Raw genomic sequence first — 16,290 nt, forward strand, 5'->3', positions numbered from 1 at the left:
CTTAATGCGCCACGGCAGCCGCTGCCGCCTCATCGATCAGCCGCCCCGTGCGGAACCGTTCCAGCGAGAAAGGGGCATTGATCGGATGTGGCTCGTCGCGGGCGATGGTATGGGCAAAGACATGCGCAGAACCCGGCGTTGCCTTGAAACCACCTGTACCCCAGCCGCAATTGACATAAAGCCCCGGCACCGGCGTTTTGGCCAGAATGGGCGAGCGGTCGGGCGTCACGTCAACCACACCGCCCCAGGAACGCAGCATCTTCATGCGCGTGAAGATCGGGAACATTTCGCAAATCGCATCAACTGTATGCTCCAGATTGTGCAAGGCGCCAGCCTGAGAATAGGAGTAATACTGGTCCGTGCCAGCGCCGATCACCAGTTCACCCTTGTCGGACTGGGAAATATAGGCGTGAACCGTATTCGACATGACAACGCAGGGAACGACCGGCTTGATCGGCTCGGACACCAGCGCCTGCAACGGATAGCTTTCCAGCGGCATACGCACATCCGCCATGCTCATCACCACAGAGGTGTTGCCGGCAGCCACCACGCCAATCTTTTTGGCGCCAATAAAACCACGCGAGGTCTCCACACCTGTCACCGCGCCATCGGGCCCGCGGCGGATGCCGGTGACTTCGCAATTTTGAATAATATCCACCCCGCGCGCAGAAGCACCCCGCGCATAGCCCCACGCCACCGCATCATGACGCGCCGTGCCGCCACGCCGCTGCAAGGTCGCACCCATCACCGGATAGCGCGCATTGCGTGAGATATTGAGCGGCGGGCAAAATTCTTTCGCCTGCTCCGGCGTCAGCCATTCATTGTCCACACCATTGAGACGGTTGGCATGAACATGGCGCTTGAGCGACTGAATATCGCCCACATTATGGGCCAGCATCATCACGCCACGCGGCGAAAACATCACATTATAGTTGAGGTCTTGCGACAACCCGTCCCATAATTTCAGCGCATGGTCATAAATACCGGCGGATTCATCATAAAGATAGTTGGAGCGGATGATCGTGGTGTTGCGGCCGGTATTGCCGCCCCCCAGCCACCCCTTTTCCAGCACCGCCACATTGGTGATGCCGTGTTCCTTGGCCAGATAATAGGCTGCCCCCAGCCCATGCCCGCCTGCCCCGATGATGATGACATCATAGCCTGCCTTCGGCTCGGGTGAGACCCATTGCTTTTCCCAGCCCCTGTGGCCGCGCATGGCTTCGCGCGCAATGGCGAATAATGAATATTTCTTCAAATCCTCGCGCCTCGCAAATGCAAATGGCAACATTTCTGTCGCAGATGTTTTCTTGTATCACTAGCCAAAGCGTCCCGCTAGCCATGCACTGTTTGCGACAGCTCAAGCCGCAATAGACCCCCGGCCACTGCAAGCTCAACTGCCCGCCTCGTCTGCGGCGAAGCGCCTGTGGGTATTGCTTGCGCACCGCTTCGCAAGTCATGCACACAACTGTAAAAGCACCCTTGATTAAAAGGATCTGCAATGAAAGTCGAAATTGACATGGGAACGGCCTCCTCCGGGAAGCCCGCCATGATCGATCTTGAAGAATTACTGGCCACCCGACTGCTTGTGCAAGGCAATTCGGGATCGGGAAAGTCGCATCTTCTGCGCCGCCTGCTGGAGCAAAGCGCCCCCTGGGTGCAGCAATGCATCATCGACCCGGAAGGCGATTTTGTCACTCTGACCGACAAATTCGGCCATGTGGTGGTTGATGCCCGGCGCACCGAGGCCGAGCTGACCCGCATTGCCGGGCGTATCCGCCAGCACCGGGTGTCCACCGTGCTTGATCTGGAAGGGTTGGAGGTCGATCAGCAGATGCGCGCTGCGGCTGCTTTTCTGGGCGGCATGTTCGATGCCGAGCGCGATTACTGGTATCCGGTTCTGGTCGTGGTTGATGAGGCGCAGCTTTTTGCGCCCGCCGCTGCCGGAGAGGTTTCCGACGAAGCAAGGCGCATTTCACTTGCCGCCATGACCAATCTGATGTGCCGGGGCCGCAAGCGCGGGCTGGCCGGAGTCATCGCCACCCAGCGCCTGGCCAAGCTGGCCAAGAATGTGGCGGCCGAAGCCTCCAATTTCCTCATGGGCCGCACATTTCTTGATATTGATATGGCCCGTGCTGCCGATCTTTTGGGCATGGAGCGGCGGCAGGCTGAAATGTTCCGCGATCTGGCCCGCGGCAGTTTTGTGGCGCTGGGCCCTGCCATGGCGCGCCGTCCCAAACCCATCACCATCGGCGCGGTGGAAACTGCGGCCCGCTCGGTCAGCCCGAAGCTGATGCCCTTGCCCGACACACCTGAGGACGTGACCGATCTCGTCTTTTCGCCCGGGCCGGATGAGGCCCGCATGGCTGTACGCAAAACCGCGCCCCAGCCCATTCCCACCACTGACCTGATGGCACAGTTAAGTCGCCCACAGCCTGCACCCAAGCCGCAAGAGCAGGAGAAGCTGTTTCCAGAAATCGATGAGGCCGAACGCGAAGCCGCAATCGATATGGTGCTTAAGGAAATTCTTGAAGACCCCGACGCCGGGTTTCGCACCGACGCCATTTTATATCAGGATTTTCTGGTGCGCTGCCGCATCCGCCGTGTTGCGGGCGAACCGCTGCAAATGGCAGGGTTTCGCCGTCGGCTGGCCGTTGCCCGCGCAGGCGTTGATCACAAGACCGCAGATGGTGAAACATGGCCGCTCGCACTTCAGCTTTCCGAAAGCCTGCCAGATGATGTTCAGGGCATGTTCTTAATGGTGGCACAAGCTGCTGTCACCCATGCGCCCTGCCCATCTGACGCAACATTGGCGCGGGCTTACGGCACCCATTCGACACGCCGTGCAAGGCGTCTTTTGACTTATTTTGAAGAACGCGACCTCATCGTCATCCGTACCGATTTCCACAATAAACGCATTGTCGCCTTTCCTGATCTTGGCTGCGAGACGGCGCCGGGAGATCCCGATGCGGCAGATGAGGCAGCGCCTTTTTCTGCAATGGCCAAATAAAAAAGCCGTCTGCCCTGCCCACACAGATCCCGCCCGGACAAAGCGCTGTTTTCCTGTCTGGACAAGGAACGACAGCTCTGATATTAGCCCCCGCAAATTCGTGATGCGATCTGTCACGAAAAGGGGACGGCTGCGGTCGTTACCTCAAGATTCTAACACGACAGACAGGAACGCCCGTGCAGGTACTCGTCCGCGACAATAATGTTGATCAGGCGCTTCGCGCACTCAAGAAGAAGATGCAGCGCGAAGGCATTTTCCGTGAAATGAAAATGCGTGGCCATTTTGAAAAGCCTTCGGAAAAGAAGGCTCGTGAAAAGGCTGAAGCCGTACGTCGTGCGCGCAAGCTGGCCCGCAAGCGCGCCCAGCGCGAAGGTCTGCTACCAGGCGCAGCACCGCGCACCATGACCGCTTCCCGCTGATTGCAGTCTGTTTTATTCCCTTCATTTAAAGCCCGTCTCTCAAACCGGGAACCCGTTTCGGGATAAAGACAGGCATATGAATAAAAAAAATGGCGCGACCCCGGTCGCGCCATTTTTGTTTGAATACATGTTTTTTGTAGCTTTTACACATGTCTTTGGGAAACCGATTCCCACTTCTGAAAAACATGCTGTAGGCTAGAGCATCGGACCAAAAAGTGGAATCGGTTTTTGGATAATTCCGATGCTCATTCAAAGAATTAGAGCGTCCTTTGTGCGTCCGATAGGACGCACGGCGCTCTAAAAGTGAAATAACTCAAGGATATTCAGCCATGGAAACAGCACATGAACGGCATAATGCCCGTTACACATTTTCCATGGCTGGCGTGCTTTTGAGCGGTCTATTGCTTGCCGCCTGCCAGTCAGGCCCGATGCTGGATTTAAGCAATGTCGACACGACACAAGCCTCCAGCGAGAATATTTCTTCGCTGACACAGGTCATTAACGCCAATCCGCGCGATGCCGAAGGCTATAATGTGCGTGGCTCGGCCTATGGGCGGGGCGGGCGCTATGCGCAGGCGCTGAAGGATTTCGATACCGCCATCTCGCTCAATCCGAATTTTTATCAGGCCTATTCCAACCGGGCCTTGATCCATCGCTTCATGGGTGACAATGGCAAGGCCATCATCGATTACAACCGCGCCCTCCAGATCAATCCGAACTATGATGTAGCCTATATCGGGCGCGGCAATGTCTACCGGCAAGCCAACCGCACACAAGAAGCCTTCAACGATTTTGAGAAAGCAATCCAGCTCGACACCACCGACCCTCGCGCTTACCACAATCGCGGCCTGATCTATCAGGGGCAAGGTCAGCACAGCTATGCGATCGAGGATTTCTCAACCTCTGTTTCACTCGCCCCGGATGCGTCCGAGCCTTATAATGGACGCGGGCTTTCCTATCTGGCTCTTAACCAGGAAGATAATGCATTCGCCGATTTCAACATGGCAATCAAGCTGGATGCAAAAAATGCCGAAGCCTGGACCAATCAGGCGCTGATTTTTGAACGGCGCGGCGACAAGGCACGCGCCTCCAGATCCTATCGCAAGGCAATCCAGCTCAAGCCATCCTATCAGCCGGCAAAAGACGGGCTTTCACGCACACAATAAAATATTGCGCCATTTTCATGCCGTCTTTCGACGCAACACATCGCCATGTCAGACATTATCTGACATGGCGATGTGTTGCCATACGACCAAATTCAGGAGTTTTCCTATGATCAAGAAACTTGTTGCTGCCGCCACTTTCGGCCTTTTATCCATGGGGGCTGCCAATGCGACAGGACAATTCGAACTTGGCGTGCTCAATTGCCAGATCGACGGTGGCACCGGCTATCTCATCACCTCAAACAAGGGGCTGGCCTGCACCTTCACACCCTCCAGCGGGCGCGCCCCGGAATATTACAGCGGCATGATTTCCAAGCTGGGTGTTGATCTGGGTAAAACCCAGCAAGGCAATCTTTCCTGGGCTGTTCTGGCTGCCAGCCGCAATTATGACAGCGGCAGGCTGGCTGGAAATTATTTTGGCGTGAATGCGGAAGCCAGCATCATCACCGGCGGTGGCGCCAATCTGCTGCTTGGCGGTTTTCAGCGTTCCTATACGCTCCAGCCCCTGAGTGTGCAGGCGCAGACCGGCCTCAACCTCGCCGTTGCCGTGCAATCGCTCGAACTGGTGCATTCACTGAAGTAAAAAGCCTTGCCGGACTGGCAACCACCAGCATAAGGCAGGAGCATCAGTTTTTTTGATGCTCCTTCAGCCGTTCAGCAACCAGTTCGGCCAGTCGCTGCGCAACCTCCTGCTTACTTAACTCCGGCCATTCCTGTGCGCCTTGCCTGGTAACGATACACACCCGGTTGCGATCGCCTCCCATTACTCCCCCCAACACTCCGCCAGAGCCTATGCCACTATCATGTGACACATCATTGGCGACGATCAGATCGGCACCTTTCCTTTCCAGCTTGGCTTGCGCATTCTTGATTAAATCCTGCGTTTCTGCAGCAAAGCCGATAACCAGCAAGGGCCGCTGGGCATGGTGGCCAATACCGGCCAATATATCGGGATTTTCAACCATCTGCAGCGCTGGCGGCCCCTTGCCTGCCACCTTCTTGATTTTTTTATCTGCGGCATCCGCCATGCGCCAGTCGGCAACGGCCGCCACAAAAATGGCCGCATCTGCCGGAAGCAAGTTTTCTACCACCGCCTGCATCTGTCGGGCGGTTTCCACATGCGTGGTCAAAACCCCTGCCGGATCGGCAATCGCCACCGGCCCGGACACAAGCTGCACATCTGCGCCCAACCGGGCAAGGGCAGCAGCAATGGCATGGCCCTGCTTGCCCGATGAGCGATTGGCAATATAGCGCACCGGATCTATCGGCTCATGCGTTGGCCCGGAAGTGACAATAATACGCCGCCCGGCAAGCGGCTTTTCTACCGGCGCCAAAAGGGCCTCGATTGCTGCCACGATCTCCAGCGGCTCAGCCATGCGGCCCTCGCCTGCCTCACCGCTTTCGGCCATTTCCCCCCGCATCGGCCCGATGAAGGCAATACCGTCATTGACCAGCACCTTGTGATTACGGCGCGTGGCCGGATGCGCCCACATTTTGGGGTTCATGGCGGGCGCCAACAAAACCGGCCCGTCAGTTGCCAGAAGCACAGCACTGGCCAGATCATTGGCAAGACCATGAGCGTGTTTTGCCATCAGATCGGCAGTGGCAGGCGCCACCACCACCAGATCAGCTTCACGGGCCAGACGGATATGACCCACATCCTGCTCGTCTTGCCGGTCAAACAGATCGGTAAACACATGATCGGCCGCCAGTGCACCCACCGCCAGCGGCGTAATGAACTGCTGAGCGGCTTCTGTCATCACCGGGCGAACCAAAGCCCCGCGCTCACGCAGGCGTCGGATCAGATCAAGCGTCTTATAGGCCGCAATTCCACCGCCGATGATCAGCAGGATGCGTTTTTCGGAAAGGCTTTTTATCATGACATTGATTGCCTACGTAAACCCACCCTGATCAGACCCGGAACAAGGGTCAAACAAGCTTCCATGCTATAAACAGCAAGGTCAAAGCAATAACCCACAGCGCCAGCCTGCCCGAGCGCGTATAGCGGGCTTCAGCCTTGCCAATAGCCTGCGCGGTTTTTTCATCAAAACGCAAGCCGGTTTCAGCCATACGCTCCACCTCGCGCGACAAATGCTCGGTGCGCCGGGTAAATTCAGGCAATTGGCGCGCCAATGTCGACAGGGCGTGAAATCCGTCACGCGCATCCGCCAGCAGACCAGGTGGTCCCAGATTGTTGCGAATCCAGTCGCCGACCACCGGCTCCGCCGATTTCCACATGTTGAATGCCGGATCGAGGGTACGCGCCACACCTTCCACCACCACCATGGTTTTTTGCAGCAAAATCAGTTCCGGCCGCGTTTCCATGTCGAACAACTCTGTCACTTCAAACAAAAGCGTCAGCAGCTTGGCCATGGAAATGGTTTCGGCCGGCTGGCCGTGAATTGGCTCACCAATGGCCCGAATGGCCTGTGCAAAAGCTGCAACATCATGTTTTTGCGGCACATAGCCCGCCTCGAAATGCACTTGCGCCACCCGCAGATAATCGCGCGTGATGAAACCATAAAGGATTTCAGCCAGAAAACGCCGCTCCTTCTTGCCCAGCCGACCGGCAATGCCAAGGTCCACGGCAACAATCGTGCCATCAGCTTCCACAAACAGATTGCCCGGATGCATATCGGCATGGAAAAAACCGTCGCGCAGCGTGTGGCGCAGGAAAGACTGGATGAGATTGGCCGCAATGGCTTTCAGATCGTGACCCGCGCCAGCAAGGGCTGCCACATCATTCATCTTGATGCCATCGACCCATTCCATGGTCAAAACATCACGCCCCGTGCGCTCCCAATCAACGGCTGGAACCCGGAAACCCGGATCACCCTTGATGTTTTCGCCAAGTTCGGAAAGGGCAGCCCCTTCCAGCCGCAAATCCATTTCAATGCGGGTGGTCTGGGCCAGGGTTTCGGTGACCTGCACCGGGCGCAGCCTGCGGCTGGATGGAATCCAGCGCTCCTGCAAACGGGCTGCTAAAAAATAGCTTTCCAGATCCTGAAGGAAGCGGCGGCGCACACCGGGCCGGATGACCTTGACCGCGACCTTGCGCTGCCCTTGCGGGTCATCAATCTGTGCTGGGTGCACCTGCGCAATAGAGGCTGCGGCCACCGCATCGCCGAATTCACAATAAAGCTCATCCAGCTTGCGTCCCAGTGAGGCTTCCACACTGGCTTGTGCTTCCGCTTTGGGAAAGGTCTGCATCTTGTCCTGCAAGAGCGCCAGATCAATGGCAATATCATTGCCCACCACATCGGGACGGGTAGCCAGAAACTGGCCAAGCTTGACATAAGAAGGACCAAGACGGGCCACCGCATGCGCCAGCCGGTCGCTGCGCTCCTGCTTCAAGGCCCGGCGGCGGGCAAAGATGGTGGCCATGCGCCAGCCGAATTTTGGCAGGCCCGAAAGCTGATCGCCCGGCAAGGCGGAAACAACGCCTTCACGCACCAGAACCCAGCCAGCCCTGACGAGCCGAAAACCTGCACTCAAACTGCTCATGCGCCCAAGACCATCACAGCTTTTACCATCACAGCTTCCAGCCGGAATGCAGGGCCGCTATGCCGCCCGAATAATTGCGGAAACTGACCCGTTCAAACCCGGCATCGCCAATCATGCGGGCAAAATTATTCTGGTCAGGAAATTTACGGATCGATTCCACCAGATAGGCATAAGGCTCGCCATCGCCTGTCACCATGCGGCCGATTTTTGGAATGGCGTTGAACGACCACGCATCATAGATGCGGTCCAGAAACGGCATATCGACATCGGAAAATTCAAGGCACAAAAAGCGTCCACCCGGTTTCAGCACCCGGAAAGCTTCTGCAAGCGCCACATCAATACGCGGCACATTGCGGATGCCAAAAGCAATCGTATAGGCGTCAAAAACCCCATCGGAAAAAGGCAGTTCTTCCGCATTGGCCTCAACAAAATCAAGATAAGGCGCCAGCCCCTTCTTTTGCGCCCGCTCGCGGCCAACGCCCAGCATCGAGCCGTTAATGTCGAGAACCGTGGTATGCGCATTGCGCTCGCTTGCCTCAACGATACGAAAAGCAATATCCCCGGTGCCGCCAGCCACATCCAGGCTCTTGAAACCGGGGCGCTTTGGTGGATTGAGCCATGCAATCATGGCGTCTTTCCACACGCGGTGCAGGCCTGCCGACATCAGATCATTCATCAGATCATAACGGCTGGCGACCTTGTGAAACACCTCGTTGACCAGCGGCTGCTTTTCGCCCGTCCCGACCTGTTTGAAACCATAGGAAGTTTCCATGCCGCCATCGGCGGTGGTTCTTTCAACTGACATGCCTGTATTCCGCTTTTATATGCGACGCACCATACAGGAAGGGTTTTGACCGCGCCATGGCCTTTCATTTATCCGCAGAAATGGTCGCAGGCCCTGTGGACTTTGCAATTTGTCCGTTGCACAGGTCTTTTCTATTTGCCCGCCAGCCTTCACAATAAGATTTAGAGGGTCAAAGGTTTGTTTCCACCAAAACCGGACGGACCCTGAAAAATTGTTTGAAAACGCATTTGTGCGATGCCGGAGGTTTTTTCAATCCAGCCGCAAAATGTTCTGGCCGGAGAAAATCATGAAGGGCGTTACCATTATTGATCATCCGCTGGTGCAGCACAAGCTGACCATCATGCGCGATAAAAACACGTCCACTGCCGGGTTTCGCCGCCTGTTGCGGGAAATCTCGCTGCTGCTCGGCTATGAGGTGACGCGCGACCTGCAACTGACCACCACACAGATCCAAACCCCGATCGAAAAAACGGAAGCGCCGGTTCTGGAAGGCAAGAAACTGGTCTTTGCCTCCATTTTGCGCGCCGGAAACGGCCTGCTGGAAGGGTTGCTTGATCTGGTGCCAGCCGCGCGCGTCGCCCATATCGGGCTTTATCGCGATCATGATACGCTGGAGGCCATCGAATATTTCTTCAAGGCTCCCAGTGATCTGGCCGACCGGCTGGTGATCGTGGTTGACCCGATGCTGGCGACAGCCAATTCTGCCATTGCTGCAATTGATCTGCTCAAAGCGCGCGGGGCCACCAATATCCGCTTTTTATGCCTGCTGGCAGTACCTCAAGGCATTGAACGCTTTACAAGCGCCCATCCTGATGTGCCGGTCTATACAGCTTCCATCGACCGGCAGTTGAATGAAAGAGGCTATATCATGCCCGGCTTCGGCGATGCGGGCGACCGCCTGTATGGAACGAAATGAACCATCATGGCCAATGATGACAGGCTGATTACGCTGGAAATTCGCGCTGCCGAGCAGGAAAAGACCATTGAGGAACTGTCCGGCCAGATTGCCGAACAGTGGAAGATCATCGACCGGCTGCAAAAGAAGCTCGATGTGCTGACGGAGCGCTTTCTGGAACTGGAAGAGCAGGCTGCACCTGAAATCGGCATAACCAAGCCGCCACATTGGTAAGCCGTCGCTGCCCTTTTAAAGCGGGTCGCTTTTCTTTCAGATTCACGCAACCTGCTTTAAATTTTTATTTTACGCATGTCTTTATCTCGAAACTGGTTCTCAAGTCTCGAGAGACAGGCTTTAAGTTCGGGCGACAGGCTTTAGGTCAAAACACCCGTGGGGATGGGGCAGGACACGCCCGTGCCCCGCAAGCCACAATAGCCATTCGGGTTTTTTGCCAGATATTGCTGATGCTCGGCCTCGGCAAAATAAAATTGAGGCGCAGACTTGATTTCGGTGGTGATCCGGCCTCGCCCTGCTGCCTGCAACCGGGCTTCATAGGCTGCAGATGAGGCTTGCGCCTGCTTTTGCTGCTCTTCAGAAAAACTGTAGATTACGGAGCGATAGGTGGTGCCAATATCATTGCCCTGACGCATCCCTTGCGTCGGGTCATGGTTTTCCCAAAACAGTTTCAGGAGATCGGCATAGGAAACAATTTTGGGATCATAAACGATCAGAACCACCTCGGCATGGCCGGTCAGGCCGGTGCAGGTCTCGGGATAGGTCGGATTGGGCGTGACCCCGCCCGCATAGCCGGATGCGGTGAGCCACACCCCCGGCACCTGCCAGAAAAGCCGCTCCACACCCCAGAAACAGCCCATGCCAAACAAGGCTTTTTCAAACCCTTCAGGGTAAGGCCCCTTCAAATCATGGCCAGTGACAAAATGCGTGGCCGCAGTGGGAATGGGCAACACCCGCCCCGGCAGCGCATTTTCTGCAGCAGGCATGGTAATCTTCTGATGTAAAATAGTGCTTTGGAACAACATGTTGTTTTCCTCGACTTTTTTGCGGCCTAACCTGCCACATGCCGGGCTTGAGGGCGCGCACGCCTGTAGCCGATAGCATAAAGTAAAAACGCAAGCACTAAAAACACCACAAATCCGGGCAGCGCCAGAACCCAGTTAACCGCCACATCCCATACAAGCGGATTGAATTTTTCACGCACAAACATTTCCGCAGCGCCCAAAGTCTCGGGCGACACCCTGTTCCAGCTCGTTTTTAACGGCGTCATGACCAGCGCGGATACGGCCACCATGCGCGTGGCATCCAAAACCGCCATGATGACGGCCACCGATAATGAGACCATTGCCGCAAGTCGAAATAGAAAACGGAACATTCATGCACCTTTCCAGGTCAATAAATATGATTTGCGGGCCTGTCATGCAATCTGCGCGGATCATTTTAGCAATTTGTAAGCTATGTTGTGACACAATCCATTCATGATCAAAACACCTGCTTGTTATGAAGTCGCGGAGAAATTCCTTTTCAGGGTCACACTTGCCTTACTTGCAGTTGACGCATTTCTGATCACTTTTCACCAAGCCGCAATAGACTGGCCTGCCTATTCAATCCTAAGCGGCCTGGTCCTTATTCTACTGTCACTGGGTTTTTTTTACCGCCAGTCCGGCCGCAGTGCAGAATTGGGCAGCGTAACAACAGCAGCCGGGATATTCATACTGTTTACCGGCTTACTGTCCCTACTTAACTATTTACTCACCCCAAACCCACGTCCGACCATTGATTACTGGCTGATGCGCCTCGACACGATGCTTGGCTATGACTGGCCGACAATCGTAGCCTGGGCGGGGCAATATCCCTGGTTCAATCAGGTCATGCGTTTCGCTTATATCTCAACGCTTCCACAAATTGTCCTTCTGGTCATCATCCTGGCTTTGAGTAATCGAATAAGGGAACTTCACTCGCTCATGGTAAGTGTAGCGATCGCAAGCCTCATGGCCGTTATTTTCTGGACCTTTCTCCCAAGTCTCGGGCCAAGCGCCTATTTCGAGTTGTCGGCTGACGTCTTGCAACGCAGTCGACCGGTCGTGTCCTCTACCTACGGCGCTGAAATATTGTCCCATCTCAACAATGGTATTTCTCTTCTAAGCCCGGACGAATTTCGCGGAATGATTGCGTTCCCGTCCATGCATATCGTTCTGGCCGGCACCGCGACTCTCCATTCTCGCAGCATTCGCTGGCTGTTTCCCGCCTATATACTTATCAACCTTGCAGTCATACCTGGTGTTCTCGTGCATGGTGGCCATCATCTGGTCGACATTCCAGGCGGTATCGCTCTGCTTGTCGTGGCTCTTGCATGCACCCGTAAGGTTCTTGAGCCTGACCACCAGCAAGAACTGGCACCCGACATTAGAATAATTGCTGAGTCTCATTGACCAGATATTCTAGGCTCACAAATCCAAACAAGCGGTTCAGGCCTTTTGTTCCCATAGAGGCCCAACCTTCTCGACAAAGCAACGCAAATTATTCTGTCTTTGTTAAGCACATTTATTCGACATACTTCATTTACCATTGTATTTAACACAACTGAAAGTGGCGTCGGCGATAGTGCAATCACGGTTCAGCAAGAAACCGCCAAGAAGAAATTACAACCTGGGCAACAAGGAATACTGTCATGACCAAGATTTTTGCACGTTTCGTTAAAGACGAGTCCGGCGCCACCGCCATTGAATATGGCCTGATTGCAGCTTTGATCGCTGTCGGCATTATTGTTGCCGCCACCGCACTTGGCACAAGCATCAGCGCGACTTTTACTACGGTGTCTGGTAAGCTGGATGCAGCAAATGAGGGTGCTGTCACCCCTGATTCTTAAAACATCCGCTTGTTTCATCATACGGAAAGGCTGTCTTCGGGCAGCCTTTTTTTGTATTGTCACGGATCACTGCTTGCCTGACTTCAGGGGCCGACTACTGTGTTTGCACAGATCGAATCGGCACAGAATGGCGAAACCAAAAAAACAGGCACTGCGCAAAGCCAGAAGAGGCGAGAAAATTCGCCAGGTGGCGGCAATTCCCTTTCGCATCACAGCAGCGGGAGAATTGGAGGTGATGCTTGTCACCTCACGCGAAACACAGCGTTTTATTCTACCCAAGGGCTGGCCGATGAAAGGCAAGAGCGGGCGCAAGACCGCAGCCATTGAGGCATTGGAAGAAGCCGGGGTCGAGGGCAAAACCCTGCCTGTTCCTGCCGGCGCCTATTCCTACTGGAAGCGCCTGCCTTCAGCCTTTGTGCGGGTCAATGTCACCGTCTATCTCCTGAACGTTACCCGGCAACTGAACCATTGGCCGGAAGCCAAAAGCCGCAAACGCGCCTGGTTGCGCCCACAACAGGCCGCAACTTTGATCGACGAGCCGGAACTGGCCACGCTGGTGCGCAATCTTGAAGTCTCTGCCTTGCAAGAAAGCACATAATCGCTCTTTTTCTTTTTTTTATAAGGCCCGCTTATAAGGATTGCGCAATATCCTGTGGCTCCAGTTCCACCAGCGGGGCAGGAATGGAGGTGGTCTTTTCCGGCGATTTGCAAATATCGGCAATCACGCAGGCCTCACATTCAGGTTTGCGCGCCTTGCACACATAACGCCCATGCAAGATCAGCCAGTGATGGGCATGACGCATGAACTCGTCAGGGATAATGCGCACCAGTTCAGCCTCAACCTGTTCTGGTGTCTTGCCCGGCGCCAGACCGATGCGATTGCCAATGCGCATGATATGGGTATCGACCGCCATGGTATGTTGCCCGAAAGCCATATTGAGCACGACATTGGCCGTCTTGCGACCGACCCCCGGTAATTTAATCAGCTCATCGCGCTCGCCCGGCACTTCGCTGCCATAATCCTCAATCAGCATCAGTGAAAGCGCAATCACGTTTTTGGCTTTGCTGCGCCACAGGCCAATAGTGCGAATATATTCGCCAACCTGGTCTTCGCCCAGAGCCAGCATTTTTTCAGGCGTATCGGCCCTTTCAAACAAGGCGCGCGTTGCCTTGTTGACGCCAATATCGGTTGCCTGTGCCGACAATACCACCGCCACCAGAAGCGTGAAGGCGTTGACATGTTCCAGTTCGCCTTTGGGCTCCGGCCGCTGCACCGAAAAACGCCGAAAAATCTCATGCACTTCATCTGGCTTGTAGCGGGAGCGCTGGATGCGCCTGACAGTGGCCACACGTTTGGCGGGCTGCGGCATTTGTGTCTTTTGGGCCTTGTTTTCGGGCAGGTTTGATTTTTTTTGCTTGGGGCTGGTCATGATCACCCTATAGTATCAACAAATGAGCGAGACAAATGCCGAGTTTGCTGCGGATGAGCCTTTCTTTGAGGCGCTGCTGAAACCGCACCGATCGTTAGGCCGAACCGGATTTACCATTCTGTTCGGTGCATTGCTGTTTACATGGATGATAATTGGCGCCATTTTTCTAAGCCATGGCGCATGGCCGGTTTTCGGTTTTTTCGGACTGGATGTGATTGCGCTCTATATCGCATTTCGTATCAATTATCGCGCCGCCCGCGCCCGCGAGGAAGTGTCGCTATCACGCACCCAATTGTGCATCCGCAAGATTTCGCCTTCAGGAAAATCGGAAAACTATCGCGTCAACCCGTTCTGGACGCGGTTTTCCATCGCCCGTCACACGGAAATCGGTATCACCCGCATGGCCATTGAAACCAGCGAAAAGATCATCCCGATCGGCAGTTTTCTCAATCCAGACGATCGGGAAAGTTTTGCCACCGCCTTTTCCCGGGCTTTGGCAACCGCCAAAAGAGGCTAGAGCATTTTGTGAGTACAGATGGAATCATCTGACGTCGCACAAATGCGGCTAAAACAAGAGCTTAGAGTATTTCGCCATGTTTTCATGAAAACAAGAAATACTCTAAGCAGCACAGGTGGCAGGAAACGGGTGGGCAAGACACGCCATTCAGGCGATGGTTTTCTGTACTGATAAAAATTTGCGAGAAATCCCATGAATGCCCGCAGCCCGACAAGCCCCGTTCCCATCCTTGAAAAAGACATCACACCACAAGGCAGCGATTATCAAATTGTGCGCCGGGTGATTGAAAAAATCAGCCTCGACTATCGCGACCAGCCCTCGCTGGATGAATTGGCCAAAGCGGTTGGCGAAACCCCCACTGCTTTACAAAAACTGTTTCTGCGCTGGGCCGGGCTGTCGCCAAAAGCCTTTTTGCAGGCGGTAACCCTTGATCATGCCCGTCGGCTGCTGGAGGGTGGCTTGCCGCTTCTGGAAACATCGCTGGAGGTTGGCATGTCCGGTCCCGGCCGCCTGCATGATCTGTTTGTTACGCATGAAGCCATGTCACCGGGAGCTTATAAAAACCGGGGCGAAGGGCTGACCATTTTCTACGGCTATCACGCCTCCCCCTTTGGCATGGCGCTCATCATGATCACCGACAGGGGGCTGGCCGGTCTTTCCTTCAACGATCCGGGTGAGGAACAGGCTGCATTTTGCGATATGTCCAGCCGCTGGCCAAATGCCAGTTATGTCGAGGATCATGCCGCCACATCTGCCTATGCCGCTCGCATATTTGACCCCTTGCAATGGCGGGCAGACCAGCCATTGCGCGTCGTCATGATCGGCTCTGATTTTCAGATCAGGGTGTGGGAGGCACTTTTATCCATCCCCATGGGACAGGCCCGCACCTATTCTGCGCTTGCCGGACAGATCGGACAGCCCAAAGCCTCACGCGCCGTGGGGGCCGCCTGTGGCGCCAATCCGGTTTCTTTTGTCGTGCCCTGCCACAGGGCGCTGGCCAAATCCGGTGCGCTGACCGGCTATCATTGGGGGCTGACCCGCAAGCGCGCCATGCTGGGCTGGGAACAAGGGCAGGTTTTGGCGGCTTAGAGTCTTTCGTGTGCGGCGATAACCAAAAATCTTGAACTTGATGCCCGGCACAACCATATCTGTGACAGAAGGAATGCCGTTCGGGTTCCTTCATCTGATGTCGCTCTCAAGAGGACAAGACGCAATGAGCAGAATGACGCCTTTTTCCAGCCCGCTCCTGCTTGGCTTTGACGCCATGGAAAAGACACTGGAACGTCTGGCCAAGTCAGGCGACGGCTATCCCCCCTATAATATCGAACGGCTTCGCGGTGCGGACGGCACAACCGAAAAACTGCGCATCACGCTGGCGGTCGCAGGTTTTGCCGAAAGCGATCTGGAGGTGAGCACGGAAGAAAACCAGCTTGTGGTGCGTGGCCGCCAAACCGACGATTGCGAGCGCGAATTTCTTCATCGGGGCATTGCCGCCCGGCAATTCCAGCGCTTCTTTGTGCTGGCGGAAGGAATGCGCGTGATCGGCGCCGAGTTGAAAAACGGGCTGCTGTCGATTGATCTTGACCGACCTGAAGCCGAGCGGCTGGTGCGAAAAATAAACATATCGGTGAAAGACTGATCTGTGCCGATAACAGGAGGCCTGGAA

19 protein-coding genes are annotated in these 16,290 nt (G+C 55.2%); 12 read left to right on the forward strand and 7 right to left on the reverse strand.

The window, feature by feature from the left end; translation table 11 throughout:
- Position 1: 1 nt before the first annotated feature.
- Positions 2-1,255: a sarcosine oxidase subunit beta family protein gene (locus tag ACFPLB_RS09790; protein ID WP_378229159.1), complete on the reverse strand. Its 1,254-nt coding sequence runs from the start codon at positions 1,253-1,255 to the stop codon at positions 2-4.
- Positions 1,256-1,498: 243 nt separating this feature from the next.
- Between ACFPLB_RS09790 and ACFPLB_RS09795 the strand changes: the two genes are divergently transcribed.
- The 4 genes from ACFPLB_RS09795 to ACFPLB_RS09810 all read left to right on the forward strand — a co-directional run bounded on the left by ACFPLB_RS09795 (position 1,499) and on the right by ACFPLB_RS09810 (position 5,172).
- Positions 1,499-3,007 (forward strand): helicase HerA domain-containing protein, encoded by a 1,509-nt coding sequence (locus tag ACFPLB_RS09795; protein ID WP_378229160.1) that lies wholly within the window; start codon positions 1,499-1,501, stop codon positions 3,005-3,007.
- A gap of 176 nt (positions 3,008-3,183) precedes the next feature.
- The gene (gene rpsU / locus ACFPLB_RS09800) at positions 3,184-3,426 is read left to right on the forward strand and encodes a 30S ribosomal protein S21 (RefSeq protein ID WP_378229161.1); all 243 of its coding nucleotides are present in this window, start codon (positions 3,184-3,186) and stop codon (positions 3,424-3,426) included.
- A 329-nt stretch (positions 3,427-3,755) separates the two neighbouring features.
- On the forward strand, positions 3,756-4,592 hold the full coding sequence (locus ACFPLB_RS09805) for a tetratricopeptide repeat protein (protein WP_378229162.1): 837 nt from the start codon (positions 3,756-3,758) through the stop codon (positions 4,590-4,592).
- A gap of 106 nt (positions 4,593-4,698) precedes the next feature.
- Positions 4,699-5,172 (forward strand): DUF992 domain-containing protein, encoded by a 474-nt coding sequence (locus ACFPLB_RS09810; protein WP_378229163.1) that lies wholly within the window; start codon positions 4,699-4,701, stop codon positions 5,170-5,172.
- A gap of 43 nt (positions 5,173-5,215) precedes the next feature.
- Here ACFPLB_RS09810 and coaBC read toward each other — a convergent pair whose 3' ends face one another.
- The 3 genes from coaBC to ubiE are packed head-to-tail and all read right to left on the reverse strand — an operon-like array spanning position 5,216 to position 8,898.
- Positions 5,216-6,469: a bifunctional phosphopantothenoylcysteine decarboxylase/phosphopantothenate--cysteine ligase CoaBC gene (gene coaBC, locus ACFPLB_RS09815; protein ID WP_378229164.1), complete on the reverse strand. Its 1,254-nt coding sequence runs from the start codon at positions 6,467-6,469 to the stop codon at positions 5,216-5,218.
- Positions 6,470-6,518: 49 nt separating this feature from the next.
- Entirely contained in the window at positions 6,519-8,093 is a 1,575-nt protein-coding gene (gene ubiB / locus ACFPLB_RS09820; protein ID WP_378229165.1) for a 2-polyprenylphenol 6-hydroxylase, read from the reverse strand.
- Positions 8,094-8,121: 28 nt separating this feature from the next.
- Positions 8,122-8,898, reverse strand: coding sequence for a bifunctional demethylmenaquinone methyltransferase/2-methoxy-6-polyprenyl-1,4-benzoquinol methylase UbiE (gene ubiE, locus ACFPLB_RS09825; RefSeq protein WP_378229166.1), 777 nt, complete (start codon positions 8,896-8,898; stop codon positions 8,122-8,124).
- A 286-nt stretch (positions 8,899-9,184) separates the two neighbouring features.
- On the opposite strand from ubiE, the gene upp reads away from it, so the two are divergent.
- Entirely contained in the window at positions 9,185-9,814 is a 630-nt protein-coding gene (upp, locus tag ACFPLB_RS09830) for a uracil phosphoribosyltransferase (protein ID WP_378229167.1), read from the forward strand.
- A 6-nt stretch (positions 9,815-9,820) separates the two neighbouring features.
- Positions 9,821-10,027, forward strand: a complete 207-nt coding sequence (locus tag ACFPLB_RS09835) for a SlyX family protein (RefSeq protein WP_378229168.1) — start codon at positions 9,821-9,823, stop codon at positions 10,025-10,027.
- Between the two features lie 140 nt (positions 10,028-10,167).
- Here ACFPLB_RS09835 and msrA read toward each other — a convergent pair whose 3' ends face one another.
- Together msrA and ACFPLB_RS09845 are read right to left on the reverse strand one after the other, a co-directional pair.
- The gene (msrA, locus tag ACFPLB_RS09840; protein WP_378229169.1) at positions 10,168-10,833 is read right to left on the reverse strand and encodes a peptide-methionine (S)-S-oxide reductase MsrA; all 666 of its coding nucleotides are present in this window, start codon (positions 10,831-10,833) and stop codon (positions 10,168-10,170) included.
- Between the two features lie 26 nt (positions 10,834-10,859).
- Entirely contained in the window at positions 10,860-11,183 is a 324-nt protein-coding gene (locus ACFPLB_RS09845; RefSeq protein ID WP_378229170.1) for a hypothetical protein, read from the reverse strand.
- Positions 11,184-11,286: 103 nt separating this feature from the next.
- On the opposite strand from ACFPLB_RS09845, the gene ACFPLB_RS09850 reads away from it, so the two are divergent.
- The 3 genes from ACFPLB_RS09850 to ACFPLB_RS09860 all read left to right on the forward strand — a co-directional run bounded on the left by ACFPLB_RS09850 (position 11,287) and on the right by ACFPLB_RS09860 (position 13,275).
- The gene (locus ACFPLB_RS09850; protein ID WP_378229171.1) at positions 11,287-12,240 is read left to right on the forward strand and encodes a phosphatase PAP2 family protein; all 954 of its coding nucleotides are present in this window, start codon (positions 11,287-11,289) and stop codon (positions 12,238-12,240) included.
- A gap of 239 nt (positions 12,241-12,479) precedes the next feature.
- Entirely contained in the window at positions 12,480-12,677 is a 198-nt protein-coding gene (locus ACFPLB_RS09855; protein WP_378229172.1) for a Flp family type IVb pilin, read from the forward strand.
- Positions 12,678-12,804: 127 nt separating this feature from the next.
- Positions 12,805-13,275 (forward strand): NUDIX hydrolase, encoded by a 471-nt coding sequence (locus ACFPLB_RS09860; RefSeq protein ID WP_378229173.1) that lies wholly within the window; start codon positions 12,805-12,807, stop codon positions 13,273-13,275.
- Positions 13,276-13,306: 31 nt separating this feature from the next.
- On the opposite strand, the gene nth is transcribed toward ACFPLB_RS09860, so the two are convergent.
- Complete coding sequence (gene nth / locus ACFPLB_RS09865; RefSeq protein ID WP_378229224.1) at positions 13,307-14,047, reverse strand: endonuclease III; 741 nt, start codon at positions 14,045-14,047, stop codon at positions 13,307-13,309.
- Positions 14,048-14,129: 82 nt separating this feature from the next.
- On the opposite strand from nth, the gene ACFPLB_RS09870 reads away from it, so the two are divergent.
- From ACFPLB_RS09870 to ACFPLB_RS09880, 3 genes are all read left to right on the forward strand, one after another.
- Positions 14,130-14,624, forward strand: coding sequence for a DUF2244 domain-containing protein (locus tag ACFPLB_RS09870; RefSeq protein WP_378229174.1), 495 nt, complete (start codon positions 14,130-14,132; stop codon positions 14,622-14,624).
- A 192-nt stretch (positions 14,625-14,816) separates the two neighbouring features.
- On the forward strand, positions 14,817-15,713 hold the full coding sequence (locus ACFPLB_RS09875; protein ID WP_378229175.1) for a methylated-DNA--[protein]-cysteine S-methyltransferase: 897 nt from the start codon (positions 14,817-14,819) through the stop codon (positions 15,711-15,713).
- 124 nt (positions 15,714-15,837) lie between these two features.
- On the forward strand, positions 15,838-16,263 hold the full coding sequence (locus ACFPLB_RS09880; RefSeq protein WP_378229176.1) for an Hsp20 family protein: 426 nt from the start codon (positions 15,838-15,840) through the stop codon (positions 16,261-16,263).
- The last annotated feature ends 27 nt before the right edge of the window (positions 16,264-16,290 follow it).

It is taken from the genome of Aquamicrobium segne (assembly GCF_042656785.1).
GTDB lineage: Bacteria > Pseudomonadota > Alphaproteobacteria > Rhizobiales > Rhizobiaceae > Mesorhizobium > Mesorhizobium segne.